Source organism: Fibrella arboris (genome assembly GCF_041321095.1).
Lineage (GTDB): Bacteria > Bacteroidota > Bacteroidia > Cytophagales > Spirosomataceae > Fibrella > Fibrella arboris.
In genome coordinates this window covers 221,046-247,604 of sequence record NZ_JBGGWE010000010.1, presented here as the reverse complement: position 1 = coordinate 247,604, position 26,559 = coordinate 221,046, and the positions used below count along the sequence as shown (strand labels likewise).

General features: G+C 54.2%; 25 protein-coding genes. 17 read left to right on the top strand and 8 right to left on the bottom strand.

Features of this window, described 5'->3' with window-relative positions:
- Positions 1-242 precede the first annotated feature (242 nt).
- Positions 243-1,259 carry an alpha/beta hydrolase gene (locus ACAW75_RS18390; RefSeq protein WP_370730213.1) on the top strand — a complete coding sequence of 339 codons (1,017 nt, stop codon included), beginning with the start codon at positions 243-245 and terminating at the stop codon, positions 1,257-1,259.
- Positions 1,260-1,451: 192 nt separating this feature from the next.
- Positions 1,452-4,376: a S9 family peptidase gene (locus ACAW75_RS18385; RefSeq protein WP_370730212.1), complete on the top strand. Its 2,925-nt coding sequence runs from the start codon at positions 1,452-1,454 to the stop codon at positions 4,374-4,376.
- 205 nt (positions 4,377-4,581) lie between these two features.
- On the opposite strand, the gene ACAW75_RS18380 is transcribed toward ACAW75_RS18385, so the two are convergent.
- Positions 4,582-4,878, bottom strand: a complete 297-nt coding sequence (locus ACAW75_RS18380; protein ID WP_370730211.1) for an antibiotic biosynthesis monooxygenase family protein — start codon at positions 4,876-4,878, stop codon at positions 4,582-4,584.
- A gap of 217 nt (positions 4,879-5,095) precedes the next feature.
- Between ACAW75_RS18380 and ACAW75_RS18375 the strand changes: the two genes are divergently transcribed.
- Complete coding sequence (locus ACAW75_RS18375; protein ID WP_370730210.1) at positions 5,096-6,178, top strand: glutaminyl-peptide cyclotransferase; 1,083 nt, start codon at positions 5,096-5,098, stop codon at positions 6,176-6,178.
- A 37-nt stretch (positions 6,179-6,215) separates the two neighbouring features.
- On the opposite strand, the gene ACAW75_RS18370 is transcribed toward ACAW75_RS18375, so the two are convergent.
- The 5 genes from ACAW75_RS18370 to nudK all read right to left on the bottom strand — a co-directional run bounded on the left by ACAW75_RS18370 (position 6,216) and on the right by nudK (position 8,839).
- Positions 6,216-7,091, bottom strand: coding sequence for a CE1 family esterase (locus ACAW75_RS18370; protein WP_370730209.1), 876 nt, complete (start codon positions 7,089-7,091; stop codon positions 6,216-6,218).
- Positions 7,092-7,219: 128 nt separating this feature from the next.
- Positions 7,220-7,459, bottom strand: coding sequence for a RagB/SusD family nutrient uptake outer membrane protein (locus ACAW75_RS18365; protein ID WP_370730208.1), 240 nt, complete (start codon positions 7,457-7,459; stop codon positions 7,220-7,222).
- Between the two features lie 25 nt (positions 7,460-7,484).
- Positions 7,485-7,790 (bottom strand): hypothetical protein, encoded by a 306-nt coding sequence (locus tag ACAW75_RS18360; protein ID WP_370730207.1) that lies wholly within the window; start codon positions 7,788-7,790, stop codon positions 7,485-7,487.
- Between the two features lie 77 nt (positions 7,791-7,867).
- Positions 7,868-8,227, bottom strand: coding sequence for a DUF4406 domain-containing protein (locus ACAW75_RS18355; protein WP_370730206.1), 360 nt, complete (start codon positions 8,225-8,227; stop codon positions 7,868-7,870).
- Between the two features lie 33 nt (positions 8,228-8,260).
- Positions 8,261-8,839, bottom strand: a complete 579-nt coding sequence (gene nudK / locus ACAW75_RS18350) for a GDP-mannose pyrophosphatase NudK (protein ID WP_370730205.1) — start codon at positions 8,837-8,839, stop codon at positions 8,261-8,263.
- A 54-nt stretch (positions 8,840-8,893) separates the two neighbouring features.
- On the opposite strand from nudK, the gene ACAW75_RS18345 reads away from it, so the two are divergent.
- From ACAW75_RS18345 to ACAW75_RS18305, 9 genes are all read left to right on the top strand, one after another.
- Positions 8,894-9,646 carry a DeoR/GlpR family DNA-binding transcription regulator gene (locus tag ACAW75_RS18345; protein ID WP_370730204.1) on the top strand — a complete coding sequence of 251 codons (753 nt, stop codon included), beginning with the start codon at positions 8,894-8,896 and terminating at the stop codon, positions 9,644-9,646.
- Between the two features lie 305 nt (positions 9,647-9,951).
- Positions 9,952-11,802 (top strand): tetratricopeptide repeat protein, encoded by a 1,851-nt coding sequence (locus ACAW75_RS18340; RefSeq protein ID WP_370730203.1) that lies wholly within the window; start codon positions 9,952-9,954, stop codon positions 11,800-11,802.
- Between the two features lie 147 nt (positions 11,803-11,949).
- Positions 11,950-12,669: a sensor histidine kinase gene (locus ACAW75_RS18335; RefSeq protein ID WP_370730202.1), complete on the top strand. Its 720-nt coding sequence runs from the start codon at positions 11,950-11,952 to the stop codon at positions 12,667-12,669.
- A gap of 90 nt (positions 12,670-12,759) precedes the next feature.
- The gene (locus ACAW75_RS18330; RefSeq protein WP_370730201.1) at positions 12,760-13,524 is read left to right on the top strand and encodes a response regulator; all 765 of its coding nucleotides are present in this window, start codon (positions 12,760-12,762) and stop codon (positions 13,522-13,524) included.
- A 224-nt stretch (positions 13,525-13,748) separates the two neighbouring features.
- Positions 13,749-14,456 (top strand): YiaD family glycine zipper/OmpA-like lipoprotein, encoded by a 708-nt coding sequence (locus ACAW75_RS18325; protein WP_370730200.1) that lies wholly within the window; start codon positions 13,749-13,751, stop codon positions 14,454-14,456.
- Positions 14,457-14,467: 11 nt separating this feature from the next.
- Complete coding sequence (locus ACAW75_RS18320; protein ID WP_370730199.1) at positions 14,468-14,809, top strand: DUF3140 domain-containing protein; 342 nt, start codon at positions 14,468-14,470, stop codon at positions 14,807-14,809.
- Positions 14,810-14,873: 64 nt separating this feature from the next.
- Positions 14,874-15,329, top strand: a complete 456-nt coding sequence (locus ACAW75_RS18315; RefSeq protein ID WP_370730198.1) for a ferritin-like domain-containing protein — start codon at positions 14,874-14,876, stop codon at positions 15,327-15,329.
- Between the two features lie 145 nt (positions 15,330-15,474).
- Positions 15,475-16,845: a Gfo/Idh/MocA family protein gene (locus tag ACAW75_RS18310; RefSeq protein WP_370730197.1), complete on the top strand. Its 1,371-nt coding sequence runs from the start codon at positions 15,475-15,477 to the stop codon at positions 16,843-16,845.
- 110 nt (positions 16,846-16,955) lie between these two features.
- Positions 16,956-18,050 (top strand): mevalonate kinase family protein, encoded by a 1,095-nt coding sequence (locus tag ACAW75_RS18305; RefSeq protein ID WP_370730196.1) that lies wholly within the window; start codon positions 16,956-16,958, stop codon positions 18,048-18,050.
- A 154-nt stretch (positions 18,051-18,204) separates the two neighbouring features.
- Here the strand turns inward: ACAW75_RS18305 and ACAW75_RS18300 are convergent, their stop codons facing one another.
- A complete protein-coding gene (locus ACAW75_RS18300) occupies positions 18,205-19,248 on the bottom strand; it encodes an isoaspartyl peptidase/L-asparaginase family protein (RefSeq protein ID WP_370730195.1) in 1,044 nt (347 codons plus the stop codon).
- 145 nt (positions 19,249-19,393) lie between these two features.
- Here ACAW75_RS18300 and glgX point away from each other — a divergent pair, with 145 nt between their 5' ends.
- Complete coding sequence (glgX, locus tag ACAW75_RS18295; protein WP_370730194.1) at positions 19,394-21,511, top strand: glycogen debranching protein GlgX; 2,118 nt, start codon at positions 19,394-19,396, stop codon at positions 21,509-21,511.
- A 186-nt stretch (positions 21,512-21,697) separates the two neighbouring features.
- On the opposite strand, the gene ACAW75_RS18290 is transcribed toward glgX, so the two are convergent.
- Entirely contained in the window at positions 21,698-23,284 is a 1,587-nt protein-coding gene (locus tag ACAW75_RS18290) for a S8/S53 family peptidase (protein ID WP_370730193.1), read from the bottom strand.
- A 68-nt stretch (positions 23,285-23,352) separates the two neighbouring features.
- Here ACAW75_RS18290 and ACAW75_RS18285 point away from each other — a divergent pair, with 68 nt between their 5' ends.
- The 4 genes from ACAW75_RS18285 (at position 23,353) to ACAW75_RS18270 (ending at position 26,426) form a co-directional block, all read left to right on the top strand.
- On the top strand, positions 23,353-23,973 hold the full coding sequence (locus ACAW75_RS18285; protein ID WP_370730192.1) for a hypothetical protein: 621 nt from the start codon (positions 23,353-23,355) through the stop codon (positions 23,971-23,973).
- Between the two features lie 3 nt (positions 23,974-23,976).
- Positions 23,977-24,633: a hypothetical protein gene (locus tag ACAW75_RS18280; RefSeq protein WP_370730191.1), complete on the top strand. Its 657-nt coding sequence runs from the start codon at positions 23,977-23,979 to the stop codon at positions 24,631-24,633.
- Positions 24,597-25,715 (top strand): sensor histidine kinase, encoded by a 1,119-nt coding sequence (locus tag ACAW75_RS18275; RefSeq protein WP_370730190.1) that lies wholly within the window; start codon positions 24,597-24,599, stop codon positions 25,713-25,715. The genes ACAW75_RS18280 and ACAW75_RS18275 overlap by 37 nt, the downstream gene beginning before the upstream one ends.
- 90 nt (positions 25,716-25,805) lie before the next feature.
- The gene (locus ACAW75_RS18270; protein ID WP_370730189.1) at positions 25,806-26,426 is read left to right on the top strand and encodes a response regulator; all 621 of its coding nucleotides are present in this window, start codon (positions 25,806-25,808) and stop codon (positions 26,424-26,426) included.
- The last annotated feature ends 133 nt before the right edge of the window (positions 26,427-26,559 follow it).

The window sequence follows — 26,559 nt, the reverse complement described above, 5'->3', positions numbered from 1 at the left end:
CTGTAGGTATGCCCGTCGCGTAGCGACTTAACCACGCTGAATTGTTAGGTCGCTACGCGACGGGCATACCTACAGCCAGGCCTTTTGACTACAGACATTAGGTCGCTACGCGACGAATTGGCTAATGCAAACAGCTCTATTCTCTAGAGCCATCAGGGACGGTCCATTCCTTCGCGACGCGACGAGTTGGCTAACTCAGGCAGCTTATAAACCAAACACACCTTTTCAATCTCAAATCACCTATGAAATACCTGCTCATATTGAGTATGCTGGCCTGCTTATCAGCGATTGCCAAACCGGCGCCGAAGGAGAAATTCACCAAAGCCAGCGACATTGTCTGGGCATCGCCCAACGGCTTTAACCTGACGATGGATGTGTACACACCCAACACCGGCAGGAAGAGCTACCCGGTCATTGTGATGTTCCACGGCGGCGGCTGGCTGATCAACAACAAAAGCATCATGGATGAACCGGCAGCCTACCTGGCCAGTCACTCCGACTACGTGGTGTGCAACGTGAATTACCGGTTGCTCGTCGACCAGAACAACACGGTGAAGATGAACGATATCGTGAATGACGTATTTGGCGCGGTATTGTGGGTAAAAGACCATATCGGCCAGTACAAGGGCAATCCCGGGCAACTCATCGTCACCGGCGACAGCGCGGGCGGGCACCTGGCCACGATGGTTGTGTTGCAGGGTAAAAACCTGGAATCGGATGGGTTTGCGGGTAGCACCTTGGGGTTCACGCCAACGTACCTGCCTAACGGCAAAACCGCCGAGCAGGTAGCCAAAGCCAACGGGCTGGCGGTACAGGCAGCCATAATCAGCTACGGTGCGTTTGATTTGTACGGGAGTGCGCTGAACGGTTTCGAGAAAGAAAGCAACCTATTCTGGGCCATGGGCAAGGCAAAGGCGCGGGGCATTTTCGGCAACGATGTGAACCCCACCAATAACCCGGCTCCCTACAAACAGGTATCACCACTGTACGTTGTTCCGAAAGCCAGCGAACAGAAACTACCACCGATGTTTTTCACGGTTGGCTCAAAAGACAATCTGACCACACCGACGTCGGTAGAAGCGTTTATGGCCAAGCTGAAAGAAGCGGGCCACACGAACATCGACTTCTGGCTGTACGAAGGCCGTCCCCATGCTTTTCTCGATTCCGGCTCAAACGCGTTTCTGGGCACCAGTTTCCATAAAGACGCACCCGAAGCGCTCAATAAGATGATCGCCTTCCTGAACAAGCACTTTTACTGATGCGTTGGCCGACGGGTTCGCCCCTACCGGCCTCTCAAGAACTGGGCGAGATGACTACTGACAAGGCGGATTCAGGCTTGATGCGCTGCATCTGTGCCCCTGTGGCCAGTCTGCCCAACGTTCGTATGTTCACCCGGGTAATGCCTGCGTATCGTATATTTAATGGCATTTCATACAACCCGATGTTCATATATGTTACGGATCGCTACGTTATTCGTCTGTTTCTTTCTCACCAGGTCGCTTGCGCAAACCCCTAAGCGACCACTCCATGCCAGTGATTACGACCGCTGGGAAAATGTTCGCTCAGAAAACCTCAGCAGAGATGGCCACTGGATCACCTACCAGGTTGACCCTCAGGACGGAAACGGGCGGCTGGAGCTAGCCGACGCCTCCCGCAAGACTGTCGTTCGCCGGTTTCCGCGTGGCTACATGGCGCAGTTCACGCCCGACAGCAAGTTTCTGGTCATGCGCCTCAAAGTACCGGTGGCCGACACCCGGAAGGCCAAGCTTAAAAAGAAAAAGGCCGACGAAATGCCTAAAGACAGCCTGCTTGTTCTGACGCTGGCGACGGGCGAAACCCGTAAGCTGGCCAATGTGAAATCCTTCATGATCGGGAAAGATTCCGGTTCATGGCTGGCCGTGTTGCAGGATGCCAACGTACCCAGGCTGCTGGCTGAAACAAAACCAACGTCGAAAAAGGATACGCTACTGCCTACGCCACCCGTTTCGACAACGACGGTTGCTGCCCGGAAAGGTGGCGTTGCCAAGAAACCCAAAGGCGATGACCTGGTGCTGCTGAACATGGCCGATGGAACGCGCCGGACGGTATCGTTCGTCTCTAACGTGGTGCTCTCCGACAATGGGCAAACGATCTTCTACAGCCGGGAGTCGGCGCGCGACACGCTGAAAGCAGGTGAAGCGATCATTCCCGGCGTCTTTCTGTTCAACACGGCTACCGGTCAGACGATGTTGGTCGACAGCAGTTCAAAAACAAAGTTATACAAGGGGCTGGCTGTCGATAAATCGGGGAAACAACTTGCCTGGATGACCTCTACCGATAGTGCCGGAGCCGATGTGCGGATCTTTACGCTTCGCTACAGGAACATGGCTCCCCCGGCTGTTCCCAAAGGCAAACGGAGTAAAGTCACGACCATTGAGCCGCCCTACCGCACGCTGGTCGATACCGTGACCAGCGCACTGCCCAGCCGCTGGACAGCCAACGAATACCGCGAACCTAAATTTTCGGACGATGGTACGCGTCTCTACTTCGCTACCTCGCCCATTGCCATCAGGCCGTCGAAAGATACGCTGACGCCAGACGATGAAAAGGTGAAGATGGACGTCTGGAGCTGGACCGACAGTCGCCTGCAACCGATGCAGCAGAAACGGTTGAAAGAAGAAAAAGAGCGGGGTTTCCTGACGGTGGCGGATCTCACCACCGGCCGGGTCACGCTGCTGGCCAATCAGGAAATTCCAACGGTTGCTTTCGACCCAAAAGTCACTACCCGTTACCTGATGGGCATGAGCGACCTGCCCTATCAGGTGCAGTCGTCCTGGGATCCCGGCCATACCGATCTGTACCTGATCGACACCCAGACTGGCGAGAAAAAACGGATTGCCCATGACGTCATGGTGTCGCAGCCTCGTCTGTCGCCGGGAGGAACGTATGCGTACTGGTTCGATGAACGTGACTCGCTCTGGCGGGCCTGGTCTGTTGCGGATAACAAACGCATTGACCTGACACGCAGCCTGCCCAGCAAATTCTTCGACGAAGAGCACGACACACCCAGCTTACCCGGTGCCTACGGTGCCGCTGGCTGGACTACCGGCGACCGCTACGTCTGGCTCTACGATCGCTACGATATCTGGCAAATTGACCCCACCGGTCGTGAGAAACCGCTCAACCTGACCAACGGCTGGGGCCGTACGAATAAGGTCCGTTTACGGCGCGCTGACCTGGACCCCGACGAAAAAGACATCAATCCGAAAGACGAACTCTGGTTGACTGGCATCTGGGAAAGCGACAAACATACCGGCGTGTTGAAGGCCACCCCACCAGCCAGCGGCCCGGCCGCTATCAGCCTGATGGCCAGCAGTATGCACCGGTATGCAAACATCGCCAAAGCCAAAAATGCCCCAACCATGACGTTTTATCGGGGCAACTTCAAGGAATCGACAAACCTGTTTGTTACCGACACGACGTTTGCCAGCCCCATACAGTTGACTAAAACCAACCCGCAGCAGGACAGTGTCAGCTGGGGCAGTGTTGAGTTGGTGAAATGGGTGGGCACCAACGGGACACCCCTCGAAGGGCTGCTTTTCAAACCCGAAGGCTTTGATGCCCCCGGAAAAAAATTCCCGATGCTGACCTATTTCTACGAGCGTAATGCCGAAACCCTGACCGATTACCGCGCACCATCGCCTAGCCGGTCGACCATCAACATTCCGTATTGCGTATCGAACGGCTACGCGGTTTTTGTGCCCGACATCGTGTACACAACCGGTCAGCCTGGCCCCAATGCCTACGATTGTATTGTGCCGGGTGTATTGAAACTGCTCGAACGGGGCAACATTGACCGGGCTCGGCTGGGTATTCAGGGACAAAGCTGGGGCGGTTACCAGACGGCCTACATCATCACGCGGACGAACCTGTTCAGAGCGGCTGAAGCGGGCGCTGCCGTGGCGAACATGACGTCGGCTTATGGCGGTATTCGCTGGGAAACGGGCGTTGTTCGTCAGTTTCAGTACGAAAAAACGCAGAGCCGCATTGGTGGCACACTCTGGGATAAGCCGATGAACTACCTCGAAAACTCACCGCTGTTCTTCGCCAACCGCGTAGAAACGCCGCTCATGCTGATGCACAACGATGCCGATGGCGCCGTTCCCTGGCAGCAGGGTATCGAGTTTTTCACAGGTCTGCGCCGCCTGGGCAAGCCCGTCTGGATGGTTGTTTACAATGGGGAAGGCCACAACCTTACGGCCCGTCACAACGCCAAAGACCTCAGCATCCGCATGTATCAGTTCTTCGACCATTACCTGAAAGACGCGCCCATGCCCGCCTGGATGAAAGATGGACGCACCGCCGTAGAAAAAGACCGGGGCGAAATGAAGTATTAACCGATCGGTGTGCCCCCCCAACGGCTTTCCTGATTGTAGAGCCAGATAGACCGATGATTTTCCGGTAGCCAACAGGGGCGTAGAGCCCTGAAACTACCGCAATCACCCCCGTAATCATAAAGCGGACATAGACCGGCAAGTAACTTGGTTGCCGGCTATGTCCGCTTTATGATTACGGGCAGTGAACAGGGCAATCGGCAATCTATCAGGCAACCTGTACGGCTACTTCATAATAGTCGACCACGGGCTGACCCGCAAAGTAGGGTTTCATATTCTTCAGTACATCCTGTAAAAATCCGTTTGTTTCGGCGGCAGTTCGGTCTGCTTCAGATTCCCAAAGCGTCACCATCAGGCAACGGTTGGTTTTTGAATCGACCAGAAACCGACTGTTCTTGAAGCCCTGATGTTTCTTGAGGGCTGGCCCTACCGAATCGCGGAAGTAATCGGTGGCTTTGGCAATAGCATCAGGCAATAGGGGGACCTGAACAATTCGTGCGTACATGATTGACAACGTTTACGATTAGAACGATCCAGTCTCTCGACCCAGGCAGACTGCCTTTAGCGACCGTACTGGTAAAAACAGAAGTAAGCATATCGAGTGGCTTACTTTGCCGATCAATAAATAAAGGCCAGTCCGTACGCTTGGCCAGCGGCAACTGTTTGCGACAACCACACCTGGAACCGAGTCGACAATACTTAAACGGCGCGTATTATTGCGCATGATCCGTTTACTCCACTCATCAGCTGGCTTATGCCTGTTCGGCTTGTTGTTTTTTGGTTGTCAGGAAAAAAAGCCAACAGAAGCGCCAGCAGGCACCGAGCTTCAGCCAGCGGTGGCTACGCTTGCGAAGACAGGCTGTCAGCCCGGCGATTCGCTCACCATTCAGCTTGGCCAGCCGCTTGCCCAACTAGCTGTTTTCTGGGATGGTGCGATCGTTCTGACTAAACCAGTGGCCCAAGACAGCCTCCGCGTCATGGCTGCAGGCAAAAAAGTTGGTCGCCATCAGCTCATTGTGCAGGGTGTGCTCGTCAATAAAGAACGAAGTTGCGATACCCTGTCTGTTGAGCTTTGGTCGGACGTAAAACCGCCGCAACTGACGTATGCCGTGCGGCAAACGTACCCGCACCAGACCAGCAGTTTCACCCAGGGCCTCGAGTTCGACCAGGGTACACTGTATGAAGGAACCGGCCTGAATGGGCAATCCAAACTGATGAAAGTGGACCTCAGAACCGGTACCATTCAGCAGGCTGTCTCTTTGCCGGAACAGTATTTTGGCGAGGGCATAACGGTGGTTGGTAAGTACGTGTATCAACTGACCTGGACATCGGGGCAATGTTTCCGATACACAAAAGAGCTGGTACAGGAGCAAACCTTCACGTATCATACACAGGGTTGGGGCCTTACTCACCGCGACACCACGCTGATCATGAGTGATGGCTCTAACCGGCTAACGTTCTATACCCCTACCTTACAGAGAACGGGTGAGCTTGCCGTTTATGACGACAAAGGGCCAGTGGTCAATCTCAACGAACTGGAGTACATCAACGGCTACGTGCTGGCCAATGTGTGGCAAACCAACCGGATTGTTCAGATAGATCTGGCAACGGGAAAAGTAGTAGGTGAACTGCAAATGGACGCAATGCTGCCGGCGGGCATCAACACAAAAGAGAACGTACTGAATGGCATCGCCTACCGTCCCGAAGAGGGTGCCCTATACGTCACGGGCAAAAACTGGCCATCCCTTTTCAAGCTTCAGGTAAGCGGATTGCAAAAGGGCAGAAAAGGGGGCACGATCCAGTAAATCAGCCTGGTTTCGGGTACGTTGTCAACGCCGGTATCTATTGACTTTGCCGCTTGAAAAACGCGAGGGCTTCGAGGTGAACGTCAATATCGTTCGGGTAATCGTGTTTACCGCCGTTCACTTTTAACAACACAATTTCGGGCTTGCCTTTCGCTTTGTAGGTGTAGCGCTCAATGGTTTTCCCGTCTTTAGGGTCAGCGTCAGGTACGTTCTCCATCGTCGGCTTCCCCTGATAATGCGCCAGATTGGCCCAGTAAGCCAGCGTACGGTCTGTTGACCGCACGGCTCCCATGTTCATATTTTTGCCCAGGACCACCACGCCACCGTTATACGGATTGGTGGTATCGTCGGTGCCGTTGATGATCATGACGGGTACCGCCTGGCCGGCCGGTTCGCAATCCAGGTTAGTGGTATCGGGCAAATTGGCGATGATGGCCGTGATGGCCCGAAACGTGCGCGGCATGGTCAGGGCCAGTTTATAGGCCATATGCCCCCCGCCCGACGTACCTACGGCAAATACATGCCTGGTATCAGCGCCGTAATGCTTCCTGAAATAGTGGATCATACCATCGAAGAACGCCTGCTCGTTCACGTTTTCCAGGTTAGCCTGCGCCGGTGACGACTTCCGGCATTCGTTCCAATACCGCTTGTACCCACTCGGATAAACCACCAGTGTGTTTTCGGTTGCCGCCTGCTGGTCCATTTTCGTGGCCGATTTCATCATGTCGCGGCCATTTCCGCCCGATCCGTGCAGCACAAAGACCAGGCTCGGTTTCTTAAACGTATCCGGTGGTTTGTTGAAATAGAACGTCCGGTAGTTTCCTTCAACCAGAATCGAATCGCTGAGCACCTGCGCGTTGGCAGCAACAAAGCTGGATAAGGCCAAGAATAGAGCAAGTGTATGTCGTATCATGACGGATGCGGGTAAGTCTGGGACGCGCGTCAGCAATATGCTATGTAAAATCAGCTTTTGGGTAAAGCCGATTGCCGGGATGGTCTACCTTGTTGTCGCTTTCGTCAGCAAAAATCCACCATTCACAATCAATTAATCCCCCGGATGACGAACTCAAGTCCCCAGTCATCGAGCAGTTCCTGCTCCGTGAGTGTGCTGCCATCTGTCGGGTACAGGCTGGGCGAATTGGCCGGGTAGTACCGCTTACGGACCGTGTTCAGCAACTGAACCGCCTGGGCTTTGTTGCCCAACCGGAACCGACATTCGGCCAGCATGTAATACACCTCGGCCAACCGCACTTCGGCGTAATCAGACTCGATCTTGTGCACATCGTCCGATGGGATACACCGGGTATTATGTCACGTAGATACCCGAGTTCTGATCGGCGTGGTTCATGTTCGACTCCTTGTCGGCCAATACCTGACCGGGTTTCGTTTTCTTGAACCAGCCCACCTGATCACGAATGTAGCGTGTGTAATCGCGGGTACTTCTTACCGTGTCGCGGTTGTTATTGTACCCCTGCGCCGCGTTGAACGGTATCATCCAGTAATACATACCGCTATCATCTTGCCAGTGTGACCGGCCAAACGTACCTGGAAAAGCAAAGATCGTCTCCGACGATTGGTCGTTGTTCCAGTCGTAAGGTGCATCCCAGCGCAAACTACTTCACTCTAACACAGCACGACTGTATACTCGTTCGCCCCTGACCAGTGCGACCCGGCCCGATTCCAGGTACGTTACACGCCAACGCCGGGTACGTCTTCCAGCCGGAAATAAACGGGCAAACCGCGCTCCTGCGCCAGCCGAACGTCATTATCGGCACCCGCAGAGGCTCCGTCAAGCCGCAGTAACGCGTCGCACTTAGCGAGCAGTTGGTGGGCCACCGGATACTGGATCTCGTTCCAGACCTCGTCGCCGGGCCTGGTCGATCCGCCCAGCGCGATGAGGGGTAGCGCCACCCATTCACCGATCATGGGCAGATGCCCCGCGCGAAACAAAGGCAGGGCTACGGATTCAAGATGAGCAAGATTGCTGGCCATCAACGCCGGATCGTCGTTGGTGCCGCCCCGGTACGGGCCGGCAATGAGAATCATCATAGTGAAGCAATGTTTAGTACGCTGACTGTCCGTTCAATTCGTTAGCTGCCGCAGCCGCAGGTGGTACAGAAGCATGATCGTTTTACCGTCCATGATCTCGCCGGTAGCAACCATCCGCATGGCTTCGGTAAAAGGCAGCTCCAGCACATCGATCTCTTCCTCGTCAATGCCGCCGCCGGCCTGTCGGGTGGTATCGGCACTGTATTCGGCGAGGTAAAAGAAGAGGCGCTCCGTAACTGATCCAGGGCTCATATACGCTTCCATGACCCGCTCTACGGCCGTGAGCCGGTAGCCGGTTTCTTCCTCCATCTCGCGGCGAATGGCATCATCGGGATGGTCGTTATCGAGCAAGCCCGCGCAGGTTTCGATGAGCATACCCGAGGCGTTTCCATTCACATAGGTTGGCAGGCGAAACTGGCGCGTCAGAATCACCGTATCGGTAACGGGGTTATGCAGCAAAATCGTCGCGCCGTTGCCCCGGTCATACGCTTCGCGTTGCTGCGTGGCCCACTCGCCGTTGGCCTGCTGGTAGTCGAACGTGTACCGTTTCAACACGTACCAGTTATCAGAGAGTACCTTTTCGTCCGTAATTCGTACTCTGGGATTCACCATGTTGTTCAAATTTGTTTGATTTTGTTTATTTTTGAACAAATGAATTAGTTATCGATGAATTATCAAAACCGGAAACGATTAATTCTGGACATAGTGGAGCAGCGGGAATCTGTCGATGTGCGGGAGCTGGCGCTTCATGTGCAAACGTCAGAGATGACCATCCGTCGCGATCTGACGCAACTCGCCGCCGAAGGGTTGATCTACCGCACCCACGGCGGGGCCATGCGGGTTGATCTGGCTAGGCAGCCATTCCGATTCGAGCACAAAGCGGCCAGCCGGGCCGAGCAGAAAGACCACATTTGCCAGTTAGCGGCCAACGAAATTCAGGAGGGGGAGACCGTCTTTCTCGACTGTGGCAGTACGGTTTTCCGCATTTGCCCCTACATCCGGCATAAACGGATACAGGTCATCACCAACTCATTACCCCTGCTGGCTGAACTGATGCACTCATCGGTCAGTATTAACCTGGTTGGGGGCGAAATTGATAAAGAGCGACAGGCTGTGCATGGGCTCATGGCCAACGAACACATCCGACGCTACCGGGCCGACCGGGCATTTATTGGTGTCGACGGTATATCGGCAGCGAATGGATTGAGTGCCAACAGCGAGAAAGAAGCCAGCACCGCTCTCGCCATGGCGCAGCAGGCCGGGCATGTTTACCTGCTGTGTGATTCCTCCAAATTTGAAAAAGAAAACTACTTGCATTTTGCGCCAATTACCCTGGCGCACACGTTGATAACTGACACGGAGGTTCCCGATAGCCTGGTCATCAAATACAAAGCCTGCGGTATACAGCTACTGCATTGAGTTGACAGACGAGCGCTGCTCATAGAGGTCTGAATTAATCGAAACTATGGACTAAGTAGCCGCTCGCTAACATAAGTTACCGATTTGTAATTATGAAACAATATTAATTGATTGGTTATGCCGTAGATTAGCTTTTCGCTTTACCAGCCAATCTGCCTGCGATGCCGTCTTACCTTTATCTAACCGTATTTCTCTGGATTGGAGGCAGGTACCCGCAAACTGCGCTGGCACCTCCCGATTCTGCCCTGCGTAACAGGCTGTATAACAGATGGCAGGTCGTTCGTAACAGCAGTCTGGACTCCTCTTTGTTCTACGCAACACGGCTTCATCAGCTTGCCCGGAAAAGTAAGCTCCCCGGCGACCTTGCCCAAAGCTTTATGACACTGGGTATCGTTGAGCGAGACCGGGGAAATTATGCCGAAGCGGTCGCCTTGTTTCAGCAGGCCCTCCCCTATAGCGAACGGCTCAACGACCCTGATGGCATCGGGACTATTTACCAAAGTATGGCCCTGACCTACAAGCGGATGGGCGATTCTCAACGGGTAACGGCCCTGACAGAGCAGGCGCTGACTTACGCTAAAAAAGCCTACTCGCTCTTCGTGCAGTCCCATCGCTCGCCCGGCACCATCGCCAACGCCCAGAACACAGTGGGCATCATCCAGCGCGACCTCGATCAGTATGAAGAAGCCCGTCAGAATTACCGATCGGCCATTGACCTGCTCGAGCCCATTCAGACAACGCTCAACAGAAAAGATTTAAGCACGCTGGCTATCCTGTACGGTAATCTCGGCCAGATAATGATCAATGACAAAAAGTACGATCAATCTATTCAACTGATCAACAAGGCCCTGGCCATCAACACCCGCATCAATCAGCTGACCAGCCTTGAGCATAACCGGCGGAACCTGGCCAACGCATACAGGCTACAAAAAGACCTGCCTGCATCGGCCATGAATGCCCAGAAAGCGATTGATTACGCCCGGCAGATCGGCGATCCGCACCGGCTCTTCAATACCCTGTCGGTAGCTTACAAGACCTATAGCGACATGGGTGATTACAAGCTTGCCCTGGCTATGCTGGAAGAGCAGAAGGCGATCGAAGACTCGTTGGTGCGGGTCGACAAGGCCAAACAGATTCTGACGCTGCAAGCCCAATACGATAATGAACGTACCCGGCAGCTGGCCGAGGTATCGGCCCAGAAAGATCGACTGCTGGCCGAAACACGCGCCCGCCTTTTATTGAATCACGAAGGCGATCTGGCCCGCATCGAAGCCAACAAAGTGCGCGACATATCGCGGCTACGTACCCGGGCTGAAGTAGACCAGACCGAGTTGCGTACCCGCTACGCCAGCGCGGCTAACCAACAGACGATCAGGCAGCTTGGCGAAGCCAACAACCGGCAGAGCATGCAACTACTATGGTTAAGCGTGGGAGCCTGTCTGTTCTGCCTCCTGTCTGGCCTGCTGCTGTTGCTCTACCGGCGTGTCAGGCACAGCCGTGCCGAGATTCAGGTGCAGTCAGAGCAGATGCGGTTACTGATGCGTGAATTGCACCACCGGGTCAAAAATAACCTGGCCGTTGTGTCGGGGTTACTTGAGCTACAGGCCAATCGCCTCGGCGATACACCCATCCGCCAGGCATTTGTCGAAAGTCAGCAACGGGTGCAGGCCATGTCATTGATCCACCAGCGCCTGTACCAAACCGACGTTCCCACTCAGATAAACCTGAGCGACTACACCCATAGTCTGGTCGATTCGTTGATGGCCGCCTATGGCTATACCCCCGACCGGCTGGAGCGGAACCTTTCCATAGAGGTAACCGAAGTCGATGTCGACATTGCCATTCCACTAGGCCTGATCCTGAATGAATTACTGACCAACGCGTTTAAATACGCCTTCCCGAATACGGATTCCATTCCCCAGCTGACGCTGCGGATCTGGCAACGCGACGGCCTCAATCTGATACTGGCCGATAATGGTCCGGGGCTGGATCTGACCGAGTGGCAGACGAACCAGGCGCTCGGGCGCGATACCTCTTTCGGGCGGCGGTTGATCCGCAGTCTTGGCGACCAGATAGGCGCTACTATTCAGGTTGACGTGCTGAGGGGCACGCGCTTTAGCCTGCACATTCCATCTGACGTATTGCAGGTCAGTTGACCCACAAAAACTACGTGCCTGCCATGTTGGGTATGTTGTTCACCGACATTGACAGGTACACTACCTTTTTTATACTCATTTTAGATTGTCGGTTTTGCGACCACCGCCCTCTATGCCGTTGGCTGTTCAATGCTGATCCGTGTAATAATGGTACCACCTTTCCTCTCTCCCCATTATATCTGGCTAGTGCTGGTCTTTTTAAGCGGCCTGCTGGTAGTCTGTGTGCTGCTGTTACGGAAGTTGTGGCAGGTACGGTTGGCCGTACACAAACAGGAAAACGACCTTCAGTTGCTTCGCCGGGAGTTGAGCCACCGGGTAAACACCAACCTGGCCGTTGTGATTGGGCTTATGGAGCTTCAACTGGCGCAGGTGATTGATCAGCCCGCCCGTTATCCGTTGCAACAAAGCCTGAACAGAGTACGATCGGTAGCCCTGTTACAGCAGCGACTTTACCAGGATAACGTACCCACGGTCGTTAATTTGAGGCAGTACGTCCAGCGGTTATATCAGGCGTTGACCTTCAATGAAGCCACCGACCTGACGTTATTGCTGGAAACCGACGAGCTAAGCGCCGACATGGCCCTGCCTGTTGGGCTTATTCTGCACGAACTGGTAGCCGACGCAGCCCTCCATGCTGCGCCCAAACAACCAACGCTGACCGTCAGCCTGAAACAGCGGGATGGTCTGTTGCTGGAGGTAACAGACCAGGGACCATCGCTTGAACCCCAGGGTACCCGCTGGTCGCGGGCGGGAGTAGCCCTCCCCCAACGGCTTATCGAGGGCCTCAGCGAACAGGTAGGCGGTGCCTGTTCCATGCAGCCGGGCCTGGGCATGCATTTCCGATTACATATCGCCAGCTATCAATAAGCAAGCCTCAATAACGTTGGCTGGTAACGTACCTGAGCGACGTTGTTACTGTTTGCCTATTGTTCATTGATACTTGTTAACTGAATTAAGATGAACCTCTTAGTTGTTGAAGATGAAGCAATTTTGGCCATGACGCTTTGCGATCACCTCGAAGCAGAAGGGTATCGCGTAGTGGGTATTGCCAATAACGGCCCGAAAGCCATCGACCTTTTTCAGCATAATCAGGTCGATCTACTCTTGTGCGATATAACGATCAAAGGGGAATTCGATGGCATTGAAACGGCCCGGCGGATCAATGCCATTCGGAACGTACCTGTCATTTACCTGACAGCCTATTCCGACGCCGAAACGGTATCACGCGCCAAAGAAACGTTTCCGGCTGCCTACCTGACCAAGCCCTACGACCTCATGAACCTGCGGCTGGCCATCGAAATCGCGCTAAACAATGGTAGTAGAATGGCCAACCAGAGAAGTGCTCCGCCGGTAGCACCCCAGGCTGTTGAACCGATGGTGAACGCCCGGGAAATGATCTTAAAAAGCGGTCAGCATATATTCATCCGGCAGGGCTACCAGTTTGTCAAGATTAGCCTGAGCGATATTCATGTCCTGGTGGCCGAAGATATCTACACCACCTTCCTGACGGCGACCAAAAAATATTCGCTACGCATGCCGCTGACCACGGTGCTCGACAAATTGGACTACCCAACCATTGTGCGCGTGCATCGCTCCTACGCGGTGAATACCCTACAGGTCGATACGTTCGATGAAAACGAGATCAGAATTGCCGAACGGCTCGTTCCCCTTGGGCGGCATTATAAAGAGCAGTTTCTGCAAAGCCTGCACCACTCCAATTAATTATCCCACTTAATACGTAGAATTAATTCCACAAAATGACGAATAGGCGCTCTGTTGGTTTAAGTTCTGATTAAAAGTCATAAGACCGGTGCCTCGGTATATAACACAGCAATTCACTGATTATCAGCAAACAATAGACTACATAACGCAGGCAATTGATCAAACGGTGCGTACTGGTACAGCTTTTGGCTACTGGTTAACCGAATCAATTTCACTCACACGTTATGACTAGTATGAAAATTAACAGCAAGAGCTTCATCGCTCTGCTCCTGGCCGCCGGGCTGACCTCCAGCGATGCGCTGATGAGTTGTAAATCTGTTAAGAACAATACGAATAAAACGCAGCGTGGTGCCGCCATTGGGGTTGGTGCCGGGGCAGTTGCCGGCGGCGTTATCGGCCGCAAATCGGGCAATACCGTATTAGGCGCCATTTTAGGAGCCACTGTTGGTGGAGCAGCCGGTGCTGTGATCGGTCGTAAGATGGACAAACAGGCTGAGGACCTGAAAAAAGATCTGCCTAACGCTACCGTAGAACGGGTTGGGGAGGGTATCAAAATCACCTTCAATTCCGACATTCTCTTCGACGTTGGTAAAGCAGACCTGAAAGACGTTACGAAACGCCAGTTATCGGATTTTGCCCAGACACTGGAAAAATATCCAGACACAAACCTGATCATCGAGGGTCATGCTGACGCTACTGGCTCCGATGACTTGAACCTACGCCTCTCCAACCAGCGGGCCGATGCAGTATCCGGCTACCTGAAGTCTGTAGGCGTAAAAAGTGGCCGTTTAAGCGAAAAAGGCTATGGCGAATCGCAACCCGTTGCTGATAACAGTACGGAAGCGGGTCGGGCGAAAAACCGTCGGGTCGATATTGCCGTATTTGCTAATGACAAGATGCAGCGCGACGCGAAAAATGGTAACATCGACTAACCCAACGGTTCATGGCAACGCTTGATGATTCAGAAAAAAAGGCAGTTCGCGACGACTTCAACGACGTTGTGAATATGTCGGCCGCTGCCATAAAGAAATGGCTGGAAACCGACGAGTCGAAAGCTGTTGGCCAAAAGAAAGAGGGCGACAGCGAATCGATTGGTCATGAGTCAGGTGAAAAGATCATTGCCATTCTGGACAAGAAGCAGGCCGACCTGACAGATGCTGATTATGCCCATATGCGCAAGGTCATCAGCTACGTTCGTCGGCATTCGGCCCAGAGGCCTGCCGAGGTCGAAGGCAGTAACTGGCTCTATTCGCTAAAAAATTGGGGCCATAATCCTCAAAAATAGTTTTCGCTTTATTCAACGCATTAACTTAGTATCAGTACACTTACCAACTCAACACAACAACGTTATGAATGTCAAGGAAACCCGGGGTGAGATCCTCGATCAATTGAACAAACTGTTGACCCGCAGCCACGATGCCGAGAAGGGTTACCAGGAAGCTGCCGACAGCGTAAAAGACGCTGAATTAAAGAGCCTGTTTTTGGCCCAATCACGTCAACGGGCCGAATTTGCTACCGAACTCGATCGCGAAGTTCGTGCGCTTGGCGGTGACCCGGACAACGGAACCAGCCTGGTATCAGACCTGCACCGCGCCTGGATCAATATCAAATCGGCCGTATCGAACAGTACAGACAAAGCAGTAGCTGAAGAGTGCCAGCGTGGCGACGCGGAAGCGCTGAACGATTATAAAGAAGTGCTGGAGCAAACCGACATTGCGGCTAGTACCCGCGAGTTGTTGCTCAGCCAGAAGAGTAAAGTCGAGTCGGCCCATGAAACCATGGGACGCTTGGCTTTGGTAGTGTAGTGAATGGTGGGATCGGAAAGCCTGCGCTCGTTGAGTGCAGGCTTTTTTGTTTTAAAGGGTTTTGTTCTATTATTGGGAGTTCGTCTCACCGGGCGATGCCCGGTGAGACGAATTCCCCAATTTCTAATGGCTTATCCTGATTCCTATGCACCCGACCCGACGTTCGTTTCTCCGCACCACCGCGCTTAGCACCGCCGCGCTTCCGCTGTTTCCCTCGCTGTTTACGCAGGTGCAGGCAACCGGGAAACCACCCCTCGACAAGGTGCGGCTGGCTTTTATTGGCGTCGGTGAACGGGGCAGAAACCACCTCGAACAGGCCCTATTTCGGCCCGATGTACAGGTGACGGCGCTATGCGACATTGATCCGATCGCACTGGGTAAAGCCAATGCCCTCTTGCAAAAGGCAGGGCGCCCCTTACCGCCTACCTATACAAAAGGCGATGAGGCGTTCCGGGACATGCTGAAACGGGATGACATAGACGGAGTCATCATTGCCACGCCCTGGGAATGGCACGCACCGATGGCCGTAGCCACCATGCTGGCTGGCAAATATGCCGGGCTGGAAGTGTCGGCAACGGTAACGCTCAAGGAATCGTGGGACCTGGTGAACGCCCATGAGAAAACCGGTGCCCATTGCATGCTGCTCGAAAACGTCTGCTACCGCCGCGATGTCCTGTCGGTGCTGACTATGATTCGTCAGGGAATGTTCGGCGAAATGACGTATGCCCACTGCGGCTACCAGCACGACCTGCGCGACGTAAAATTCAATAACGGTAAACAGGTATACGGCGGTGGGGTTGAGTTCGGGGCCAAAGGTATGTCGGAAGCCCGCTGGCGCACGCAGCACTCGGTTGACCGCAACGGCGATCTGTACCCCACCCACGGCCTTGGCCCCGTGGCACACTGGCTGAATATCAACCGGGGGAACCAGTTCACCTATCTGACGTCGATGGCCACCAAATCGCGCGGGTTGCACCAATACGTTGTCGATAAAGGCGGTGCCGATCACCCCAACGCGCACGTCAATTTCAAGCTGGGCGACGTGGTAACGACGATGATTCAATGCGCCAATGGCGAAAACATTGTCATCATTCACGACACCAATTCACCCCGCCCCTACTCGCTGGGTTTCCGCGCGCAGGGCACCAAAGGCGTCTGGATGGACGATGGCGACGTGATCTATCTTGAAGGCGTATCGGCCAAACCGCACGTGTTTGAGCCGTTCAAGGAGTACCAGGAAAAATATGACCATCCGCTCTGGAAGCAGCATGCCGCCAGCGCCGAAAAAGCCGGCCACGGCGGTATCGATTTCTTCGTCTTCCGGGCGTTCGTTGAAGCGATCAAGAACCAGACCGCCCCGCCCATCGACGTCTACGATGCCGCCGCCTGGAGCGCCATCAGCCCGCTATCGGAACAGAGCATTGCGAAAGGCAGCAAGCCCATCGAAATCCCCGACTTCACGCGGGGCAAATGGAAGACCAACCAACCCATTTTCGGCCTCACCGACGCGTATTAAACAAGGAACTGTCATTACGTGGTCATTCGCCAGCCTGTCGTTGATTGTCATTTCTCGCCACACAATGAATGGCGGCATAGACTAATGACAGCGTAGCGAATGACTACGTAATGACGCGGAGCGTAATGCTTACTAATCAGTTAACTGCCTCAACGCCTGGTCGTATCTGCCTTTTTGGCGAACATCAGGATTACCTGGGTTTACCCGTTATTGCAGCGGCTATTTCCCGCCGAATCAGTGTGACAGCTCATCGGGGCGGACCGCCTCAGGTACGTTTGCAACTCCCTGACCTTCAACAGGAGATAACGTTCGCCATCAGTCAGTTTCCCTTACCGTACCTGCACGACCGCGACTATTTCAGCAGTGCGCTTAACGTGTTGCATCGGGCTGGGCTGCGCTTCTCAGAAGGCATCAGCGGCGAAGTCTCGGGCAACATCCCGATCAACGCAGGTACGTCGAGTTCATCGGCACTGCTCATCAGCTGGCTGAACATCCTGAGTCAGCTGGCCGATGAGCCGCAAACGTTTTCGCCCGCCCAACTGGCTGAATTTGCCTACGTGGCTGAGGTGCTCGAATTTGGTGACCCCGGCGGTATGATGGATCATTACTCAACTGCCTTGGGTGGCGTCATTTATCTGGAATCCGTTCCCGAGATCAGAGTCGAACCGTTTACGCCCGCGCTGGGTACGTTCGTTCTCGGCGATTCGGGCGACCCCAAAGATACCATCGGCCTGCTGAAACACGTGAAGTACGGCATGCTGGCCGCCATGGACAAGATGCGGGCATTCGATCCTTCGTTTTCGCTCGAGACCTTGCCCATACACGAGTTAGACAGGTACGTTCACCTACTAAGTTATGATGAGAAAACGCTGGTCAACGGCAACCTCTGGGACCGCAATTTTACCAGGCAGGCACTAAACCTACTTCGCCAGCCGACCATCGACCATCACACATTAGGAAAGTTACTGACCATGCACCATACCAACCTTAGCTATGCGAAACGCACTTCAACCCCAAAAATAGACCGGATGATCGACGCAGCCCTGGATGCAGGGGCCTACGGAGCCAAGATCAACGGGTCGGGTGGTGGCGGCTGTATGTTTGCTTACGCACCAGAGCACTCAGAATTAGTTGCCGAGGCCATCGAAAAAGCCGGTGGCCGAGCGTACCTCATTGATGTTGATAAGGGAACGTGGGTGAAATAGGGGGAGGAAAGGGAGGAAGGAGGAAAGGAGGAAAGGGAGATTTCGCAAGTATTGCCTACGCGAAGCTTCCTTTCCTCCTTTCCTCCTTTCCTCCTTTCCTCCTTTCCTCCCTTCCTCCCCTTCCTCCCCTTCCTCCCTTTCCTCCTTTCCCCCCCTATTTAAAATAACTCGGTGATTTGATCAACACGCCGTTTTGTTCGGCGTTTGTCAGCGTGTAGCTGAAGCCGGGCTGAACGGCGTAGGCCCCAACCTCGCCCGCTTTATTTAAGGCAATAAAGCCAACCTGAAATGTTTTGGCCTTTTCGGGATCACGTTTAATGATGCGTTCAACAGCCTCCTTGCAGGCTTCAGCAGGCGTTCTCCCCTGCCGCATCAGTTCCACGACCGTATGTGATCCCGCCATGCGGATCACTTCTTCACCCTGCCCTGAGCAGGTGACCGCTCCAATTTCACCATCGACAAACAGACCGGCGCCGATCAGCGGTGAATCGCCCAAACGACCGCGCAATTTGAAGGCCATGCCGCTGGTGGTACACATACCCGACAGGTTGCCCGCTGCGTCGAGGGCTATCGTCCCCATCGTATCGTGGTTGGGTGTGCCGTCGTCGAAAAAGGAAGGGGCAAACGGGCCGTGGCCTTTCGTACCACGCACGGGTTTCTGATTCTCGATATTGATAACAGGCTTGTATTCAGACTTTTTCAGCCACTCGCGGTAGGTCTTCTCCGCTTCCGGCGACAACGTACCTGACTCGAGCGTGAAGCCGTTGGCCAGGGCAAATTGCTGTGCTCCCGAACCCACCAGCATCACGTGCGGCGAGTTTTCCATCACTTTCCGGGCCACCGAAACCGGGTGTTTGATCCGCTCCAGAAAGGCCACCGAACCGCAGTTCGCTTTTTCGTCCATGATGCAGGCGTCGAGCGTAACGAAACCGTCGCGGTCGGGATTTCCACCTAGCCCAACGCAGCAGTTGCTCTCATTTTCGATGGCGATACCGGCGGCCTCAACGGCATCGATCGCACGGCCGCCACGTTGTAAAACAGGCCAGGCGGCTTTGTTGGAAATAGTGCCGCTATCCCAGGTAGATACCACTACCGGTTTAGCCGCAAATACCTGTTTGGAACCACCCAGGGCCCGATTAGCGAGTAGCGGCGGCAACAGAAGTGCGCCCGCCCGTAAAAAAGTTCGTCGTGAAGTCATGGGTGGCAAGATAGCAGATTCTTCAGTTTCTCACTCATCGCGTTTCCAATTCTAACACACTCAGCCAACTACGGAAAAGGCCTAACATTTTCTACAGATATGGGTTTAATCTGTGGTACGCTAATTACCACATACTTCAACGAATATGATAACCTCTCCGAAGGATTCTCCGATTAGTTCAACGGCCACTATACCGTCGCGACCGGGCCAGCCTTATCCGCTGGGCGCCACTGTTGACGAACAGGGCGTAAACTTTTCCATCTACAGCGAAAACGCCAGCGGCGTATCCCTCTGCCTGTTTTCATCGAAACGCGGCGAAAAAGAAACCCACCGTATCGAGCTGACCGAAAAGACCGAAAACGTCTGGCACATTTACCTCGAAGGCATCAAGCCCGGCCAGTTATACGGCTATCGTGTCGATGGGCCATACGCGCCCGAAGAAGGCCACTACTTTAACGCCAACAAGCTTCTGCTCGACCCCTATGCCCGCGAAGTGCACGGCACCGTGGGTGGCAGCACCGAAACGCTGGGCTATGATTTTGAGAGCGAGGCCGACGACCGGTTCATGGACATGAGCGACGTCGACAGCGGGAAAGTAGCTCCCAAAAGTGTGGTGATCGACTCGTCGGCGTTCGACTGGGCCGACGATAGAGCCCCCCGCACGCCGATGAACAAATCGGTGATCTACGAAATGCACGTGAAGGGTTTCACCTACCAGCACCCAACCATCGATGAGTCTATCCGGGGTACGTATGCCGGTCTGGGCACGCCCGAGGCCATCGACTATTTCAAGAAATTAGGCATCACGGCTGTAGAGTTGCTGCCCGTTCACCAGTTTTCGAACGAAAGCTACTGGGGATACAACAGCATCGGCTTTTTTGCGCCCCATAACGGCTACGCGTCGTCGGACAACGTGGTGGCCGAATTTAAGCAGATGGTCAAAAACCTGCACGAAGCGGGCATCGAAGTAATTCTCGACGTGGTGTATAACCATACGGCCGAAGGGAACGAAATGGGGCCTACCATCTCGTTCAAGGGCATCGACAACAAGGTATATTACCATACCGTACCCGAGCAGCCCCAGTTCTACATGAACCACACGGGCACGGGCAACACCTTCAACCTGACGCACTCGCAGACCCTGCGGGTGGTGATGGACAGCCTGCGCTACTGGGTACAGGAAATGCACGTCGACGGTTTCCGCTTCGATCTGGCCTCGGCGCTGCTCCGCGAACTGGGCGACAACGTATCGTCGTTCCTCGATACCGTCAATCAGGATCCTGTTCTGAGTCAGGTCAAACTTATTGCCGAACCCTGGGACATTGGCTCCTACGATGTGGGTCAGTTCCCGGTGCGCTGGTCGGAATGGAACGGCAAATACCGCGACTGCGTGCGTAAATTCTGGAAAGGCGACAACGGTCAGGCGCATGAGATGACCCTGCGCGTACTCGGAAGCCCCGACCTGTATGCCGATGGCCGTGGACCGGGCAATAGTGTCAACTTCATCATTGCCCACGACGGCTTTACGCTCAACGACCTGGTCAGCTACAACGAGAAGCATAACGAGGCCAACGGAGAAGATAACAACGACGGCGAGAGCAACAACGAAAGCTGGAATATGGGTGCCGAAGGCCCCACCGACGACCCGGGGATCAATCAGGCGCGTGAACAGCAGAAACGGAATTTCCTGACAACGTTGCTACTCAGCCAGGGGGCACCCATGTTCATGATGGGCGACGAATACGGACGTACCCAGCAGGGCAACAACAATGGCTATAATCAGGATAGCGAGATCAGCTGGTTCAACTGGAACTGGGATGAAAAACAGCAGGCCCTGTTCGACTTTACAGCGCAGCTAATTGCCCTGCGCCAGAAATACCCCCTGTTGAGCCGTCGCAAATTCTACGAAACGGAGCAGATCGACTGGCTCCGCCCCGATGGGCATGTATTCGGCCCGGACGATTACGCCAACCCCGATACGCACTGCCTGGCCCTCTGGATCGACGGTGTACGCGTGGCAGAGCAGGACGAAACCGGTCAGTTTATCAACGAAACCGAAGAAGGGGCCAGCAAACTATTGTGGGTCTTGAACAGCTATTGGGAAGAGCTTCCCTTCACGCTGCCCGCGCCCCACAAATCGCGCACGCACTACGAAGTGGTGATCGATACAACGAATGGCCAGATTGAATCGGGCCGCCGTATTGATGTTAAAACGCCTTTCAACGTACCTGCCCGTTCGTCGGTGCTGCTGCGGATGGTGTAACTGCCGTTGACAAAGGAAATCTGAAGCGGGTTAGCCTGGGTACGTACCTGAGCTGACCCGTTTTTTGTGTAAGCAGCCGTGGGTACGTATCCCCCAAAAGTGGGATGCGGCGTGGTTGGGCAACAAACTATTTTTGGTCAGTCTTACCAAATCCACCGCACGAATGACCCCAACAACCAAACCCCCTTAACCGCTGACAGGAGCCATGCCCATTGCCTGCAGTAGCCGGTGTACATCAGGAACTACACCCTGAACACCACCTACCTCTACCATCTGGCCGGACACTGGATTCCGTACGCTATTGGTGGGGTTACACAGCAGTTCGCGCAGTGTATCGGGACGTATCCCCGGCTGATCCGGGTGATGGGTGCGATAAATACTTTGGAGCATACAGGCAATGCCGGCAATGATAGCCGTTGCGGCCGACGTACCCCTGTATTCCGATTCATCTATTGGGTTATTGGCACTGAACTGGTTGGGAACGATGGTCAGGATGGGCATCGGGGCAAAGCACATTCGTTTTTCCTGAATGGCCTGTTTGCTATAGTTGTAGGCACTGGTCCAGTTTTCGGGCAAGTCGAGTACTTTTTTATTGGGGGCAATTTCTTTAAGCGAGCTACTGAAGGCACCTACTAAAATAGCTCCACTATCCTTCCCTGAAAAAGAGGCCAAGCTATCGAGATCCAGTTGTGCGTTGCCTGCCGGTTCAATCACAGTCATCTCCAGACAGGTTGTAGCCGCCCGAATCAGCGCAAAAACCAGTTCACTACATTCCAGCGGCGTATGGTCGGACTCCCATTGGTATTCAAGCAGAATAACATCACCTTTTTCGCCCTGAACCATTGCTTTCAGGAGTGCCACTTCTGGATGCTGTTCATACCCACCTGATGAAGCAGACTGTGATACGTCTGGGTTAGTTGGCACTCGCGCTACCCACCCTGATACCAGCCGACGGATGGTTAAGTTGGGTACTATTCCTTTACAGTCATACGAAAAATATTCTGACCCTCGCGTGTTTCCAGGTTCAAACGTGTGGCTAGCCAGCAACACCCCTAAATTACGGGCACCATGAAACCTATCGCCATACCCATCCAACGGTCCATCAATAAGCCGCGCCGACCCATCAGCCACTGTATTCGCACGAATGTTGGCGGGCAGTTCGTCATAGTCTCGTTTCCAGGCATCTTCTACGATAAGGCAGTGCGCGTTTTCGCCCATTCCACCCGGCACAGAATGGCCTACAGGAACATGCATGAGCTGTTGATAATCAACAGGTTCTACACGGGCTGATACGCTAATGTTAGCTAACTCAGGCGTTAGTTCATAAACGAGCATACCGGTTCCTTCCAGCTTGTCTACCAGTATTGCCTGTTGCTCAGGTGTCAGGTACGTCGACAAATAGGTAAACAGGTTGGGCAATGCCGGTTGTAAGGCATTGCACCCAGACAGCCGTTCAGCCAGTTCAGTAACTTCATACGTTGCTCCATCAAACAAGGCCCGAATAACGACCTGCCCCTTCATCGACGTGTGTTTCGCAGCATCATAAAGTGTCAAAAATAATTTTTCGCTCAGCCCGTCGTCGACTGCCTGCCCGATCTGGGCGGAATACGCAAAAGCGTCGTCAAAATAGAGCTTTGAAAAAGCGAACAAGTCAGACCCGCCCACATAAGCAGAGTTGATAAGCACGGTATCGGGTAGCTTAATCAGAACCCGCTTATACTGGCTCAACAGGTTGGTATACTTGCTCTCCATGCCGTTTAATAGTTTAGCCATCAGCTTACTTATTTCCCAGTCAACATCCCCAATTTTAAGCAAAAATCACACACTAACTACGCAGCCGAATGAGTACTCCCCCCTCCCTCTCCTATGAGCAGATCACGGCACTACTTGGCAACAATGTCACGCTCTGGCCATTGCTTGACGACAGCACCAAACAGCGTATCACAGACACGTATCTCCAGTTTATCGACGACCGAATGCAGGGCCTGATAACCCGCACGATGACGACCCCAGCCAGTACTACAGGGGATTCAGAAGATGAAGCCATGCGAACGTTATTTGCCACGGAGATCGTCGATCCTATTCTGGCTCCTCATGCGGCCAAAGCCGCTTTTTTTGCCAGAAAAGGCGGGGATGAGGCCAACAGTGACCCGCGCATTCCCATTCCACCCGATTTTAAGGGAATTACAGGCTATACCATTGGCATCGGTATGATGCAGGAGATGGCAAACACCTTCTCGCTCTGCGATGCGGTACAGATCTGTTTCGGTTTAGACAAACCGCTGGCTAACGGGGGGCAGTTGCAATTAATTTTTCGGGGAATTGGTGGCAACCCACCATCAGATCAGGTCTACATGACGGGTACACCGGGTGAGGCGGGTGGCCCCGGTGAGGGCGTTCGTATTCAGCCCTGCCCCATTTCACACCCCTGCACGTCGCCTGAACAACCCGCTGCTGAATAAGGTATGGCTATCTTTTTTGACTGGTTCACCAAAGTCGTGTTTTACCTGATTAGCGTACCCATCCTGATTGGCCTATACCGCTGGCCTTCGCTGATCGTTCCGATACGTCTGTTTTGGTGTAACCTGCTGGTAGGGCTGGCCATCACCCTTGCCAACGACCTGCTGCCGCACCAGTCAGATAATTTTGGGATCTATTATACCAACACGGCTATCGATGCCGTGCTGATGACAGGTTGCTTTACAGCCTGGCTTAGTGAGCGGCTGCGCTGGTTGTTTTGGGTTGGCTGTGGTGCCTTCCTGCTGCTGATGGGCTGGGGCACTGTTCAGTGGGGGTTTACGCTGACTACGGCCCTGCGTTTCTCTACAATAGAAAGTAGCTTTGTTATCCTGATGGCCGTTTGTGTGGGCGTTGCCCAGATCAGGAGGCCCACTCAGGTACGTTTGCGGCAGGAACCCATCGTCTGGATTACAGTGGGTGTGCTGATTATGAATCTCATGACACTGGTGCTGAACGTACTGGGCAGTCAGCTTTACGTTTATTCCGCCGACCTGTTCAATATCTTCTGGAATACCGTGGTGCCACTCTCGCAACTCACTAACTATATTTTTGCCGGTATCGGATTTTGGTTAAGTCGTTCGCCAGTTTCTCGAACCGCCTGATCGCTGCGGTAGGCCTGGTGGGTTGGGGCGTTGTCATGGCAGCGGCTCAACCCACTCCGGTTGCTGTCCCCATCAGGCAGGTCCAACTCAATGGCATTGAGGTACTTCCTCAGCCAGAACAGCCCCTGATTCTTGACCGTCCCCACAACTCGATACGGATTCGATACGACAACCCTTTCCCCGGGCAGTCTACCCGCTTCAGCTTTCGGATCGAACCAGGGAGAGGATGGCAACAGGTTGGCCAACGACGCGATATCTTCTTCAGGAATGTGCCGAGCCAGAACATGATCATTTTGATCCGGGCAAGCCACACCAGCCCTGAAAAGAATGCAATGGCGGTGTCGGCCATCAAATTTATGACCAAGCCCTTCTGGCAAAAACTCTGGTTCTGGCCGTCGCTCATGCTCCTGGGTATGGCCTCGATGGGGCTGGTTAGCTACCTTTTTTTTCAGGCCCGCTACCGGCAGCTTCTGCGGATGCAACTGATCCGTGACCAGATTGCCCGCGACCTGCACGACGATATGGGCAGCTACCTCAGCAGCATCAGCATTCTGAGCGCGACCATGCCCGCCGACCCCGCCCGCGCCCGGCAAAACCTCGACCGTATTGGCCAGACGGCCCGGCAGGTGATGGAGGCCATGAGCGATATTGTCTGGAGCATCAACCCCGCCCACGACACCATACAGCAGGTAGTGGATCGGATGAAGCAGGTAGCCAACGAGCTTTTCAGCGAAACCGACACCGACGTGAGTTTCGTGGTTGGCCCCGGCGTGGAAGCTCTGTCGCTCGCTCTCGAACGCCGCCGCGATTTTTTCCTGATCTACAAAGAGAGCCTGACCAACGTAGCCCGCTATGCCCAGGCCAGCAGCGTTTCGGTGCGGCTGGACTGGCAATCTGGCCAACTCAGCCTCTGCCTGCACGACAACGGCTGCGGCTTCGACACGGCCAGCTCCACAGCCCGGCCTGGCGGCGGTAACGGCCTCCGTAATATGAAGGCTCGCGCCGCCCTGCTTGGTGGCCACCTGTCGGTACGGTCGGCGCCTGGTCAGGGCACACAGATTGACCTGATCTTTCCGGTTTAGGTGGTTACCCAAAAAAGCGTTATCGCCCAAATTGGGTAGTATAGACTAAGCACCAGTCGTTATTTTTGAGTTACTTACTTCCTCATTGCTATGGCTGTCCGCACTGCTATTTTTGAAGATAACCTGCCTCTGCGCGAGGCCCTCTCGTTTCTGATCGAGACCACCGATGGCTATGAACTGGCCGGTGCCTTTGCCGACTGCCTGACGGCCGAAAAACAGATAGGTACGTTGCAACCCGACGTGGTGCTGATGGATATTGACCTGCCGGGCCGCAGTGGGATCGACGCGGTGCGGAGCCTGCACGAACGCTACAGCCACATCGACATTCTGATGCTGACCGTATTTGACGACGACGGGCGTGTGTTCGACGCTATTCGGGCGGGGGCAACAGGCTATCTGCTCAAGAAAACCCCGCCAGCCCGTATTTTAGAAGCTATTCAGGAGGTATACGATGGCGGCGCACCCATGTCGCCCGCCATTGCCCGGCGCGTGATGGAAGCCCTGCAAATCCGTCCGAACCCGTACCTTGCCGACCTCACGCCCCGCGAAAGTGACGTACTGGCGTTATTGGCAAAAGGAAACAGCTACAAGATGGTGGCCGCCGAACTGGGCATTACCGTGGAAACGACACGTACCCACGTGAAGCGTATCTACGAAAAACTCCACGTCCACTCCGTGGCCGAAGCCCTGGCGAAGTTTCACAGCAAATGATTTTGGAGGTCGGATTTGTTGCTTACGCGTCAGCCTGTTCTGGCGTAACCTGACACGTAAGCAACAAATCCGACCTCCAAAATCCCTACGCGGGCCGCCCAAACCCCTTATCCCCCATTTTGGGGACGCGCCG